The sequence below is a fragment of the Mesorhizobium sp. M4A.F.Ca.ET.022.05.2.1 genome (assembly GCF_003998845.1).
Lineage (GTDB): Bacteria > Pseudomonadota > Alphaproteobacteria > Rhizobiales > Rhizobiaceae > Mesorhizobium.
In genome coordinates this window covers 1-1,810 of record NZ_RZOJ01000671.1, presented here as the reverse complement: position 1 = coordinate 1,810, position 1,810 = coordinate 1, and the positions used below count along the sequence as shown (strand labels likewise).

At 63.3% G+C, this 1,810-nt stretch carries 1 protein-coding gene and 2 pseudogenes; 1 reads left to right on the top strand and 2 read right to left on the bottom strand.

Annotated features, from left to right (window positions below):
- Nucleotides 1-191: pseudogene (locus EN745_RS34405) on the top strand (DUF1194 domain-containing protein); the annotation flags it as partial.
- A gap of 128 nt (nucleotides 192-319) precedes the next feature.
- Here EN745_RS34405 and EN745_RS34400 read toward each other — a convergent pair.
- Together EN745_RS34400 and EN745_RS34395 are read right to left on the bottom strand one after the other, a co-directional pair.
- Complete coding sequence (locus EN745_RS34400; RefSeq protein ID WP_126058072.1) at nucleotides 320-1,255, bottom strand: glycosyltransferase family 2 protein; 936 nt, start codon at nucleotides 1,253-1,255, stop codon at nucleotides 320-322.
- Nucleotides 1,256-1,432: 177 nt separating this feature from the next.
- Nucleotides 1,433-1,810: pseudogene (locus EN745_RS34395) on the bottom strand (glycosyl transferase family 2); the annotation flags it as partial.

The window sequence follows — 1,810 nt, the reverse complement described above, 5'->3', positions numbered from 1 at the left end:
CCTTCGTGCTGCCGATCTACGCGGCTTCCGAGTTCTCGACCGCCATCCGGCGCAAGCTGATCCTCGAGGTGAGCGGCATCGCCGACACGGCGGCGGTCCGGGTCGATGCCGAGCCACCCATCGACTGCCTGCGGGGCGAGCGCGACCGCCGTTTCTATTCCGATCCCTATTTCCCGGAACTCGATCGCTAGAGCGGTTCAGCGTTTCAAGGAATCGCGGAACCGCTCTAACTTTTTGTTTCTACGCGATTCAGGACGGAAAACCGTTACACACTTTTCCTGGAATTGCTCTAAGCCGACAGGTTCGGGGCACGACAAGATCAGGCGGGCCGCGCGCCGTATTTCTCGCGGAACTCGTCATAGAGGTCACGCCGGCGGCGGCGACCGTCGACATAGCCGCGCAACAGCTGCGGCAGCGAGTAGCCGAGCGACTTGGACGAGCGGTTGGCCAGATAACCGGCGAATGCCTGCGAAATCCTGCCCTTCATCGTATCGGCGATGATCTGGCGCGCGATCATATAGGGCGGGATCTCGGGATAGCGGTCAGCGATGTAAGGGTGCTTGTCGATGAGGTTCGCATAGGCCTCGACATAGCCGTCACGGCGGCCGGAAATCGAATTCTCCGAATTGTATTTCTTCCAGTCGATTTCCTCGGTGAGCAGCGCGCCGCCGCGGCGGGCGAAGCGCAGCAGCAATTCGCGATCCTGCATGCGCGCGATGTCGCTGTCGTAGCCGCCGATCGCCAGCAGCGATTCATGCCGGGCGGTTATCGCGGAACCGGCGATGAATATGGTCTGGGAGACCAGGGCCCGTTCCAACGTGTTGCGGGTCAGGAAAGCCTCGCGGTTGACGCATCTGGTGGCCCGGTTGCCCTTCACGGACACGAAAGAGCTGATGAGGACTTCCAGCGACGGATTCTCATCGAAGCGCGCCAGCGTGCGTTCCAGCCGGTCCGGCAGATAGACGTCGTCCGAATCGAGAAATGTGACAATGGGCGCCCGCGCGCGTTCGATACCGGCATTGCGGGCGGCGTTGGCGCCACGCCATTTCGCGCCGACATAGATCAGCCGGGGATCGCGGATTTCGGCAAGCGCCGCCGCCGTGCCGTCGGTGGAGCCGTCATCGACGACAATGTGCTCGAAACGGACAAGGCTCTGGGCCAGCACGCTTTCCACGGCGCGCACGACCTGGCTGCGCCGGTTGTGGGTTGGCGTGATCACTGTGATGAGGGGCGCCGGCTCGGGAGCTTTCGGCATGCAACTAGGCCCCGGATTCTGGGATATTCGGATGGATCTGAGGCCGCCTTCCATGCCCGCCCAGGATTGCGTTCGGTGGAACGCTACAAAAAAGAGGCCTCCGTGTCATCTCGACCGCCCGGCGCTCAGGGCCTGCAACCGGCAAATTCCGCGACACCGCGCCTCAACTGCAACACTTTAGCTGTGGCCGATATAGTCCGGCACGAGCTCGACCCTGTCGCCGACGATGCCCGCGGCAAAGCTGAGCTGTCCCCAGAAGACCAAGGTATAGAACGCCAGGCCGACGATGACGGCGAACGGGATTTGCCAAAGCGGCATGCCTGCGGGGTGCGCATGGCCCACGATGCGCCGCGCCGTGCGCCACGACATGGTGAACCAGCGGCTGAACGACTTGACGATCCGCTGGCCCCGGCTGGGCGACCGGAGCGCGACGAATTTCCTGTCGGCATCCCTGCCGGTCACCAATGCGCGCCAGAAAAAGAACCGCCAGCCCCGCGGGGAATAGTGGTAGACGCGAGCGTTGACGTTGCGCAGATCGTGGCCTTCGCGGCGCAG

Coding starts and splice junctions, on each gene's coding strand:
- EN745_RS34400 (WP_126058072.1), bottom strand. CDS start 1,255: ATGCCGAAAGCTCCCGAGCCGGCGCCCCTCATCACAGTGATCACGCCA.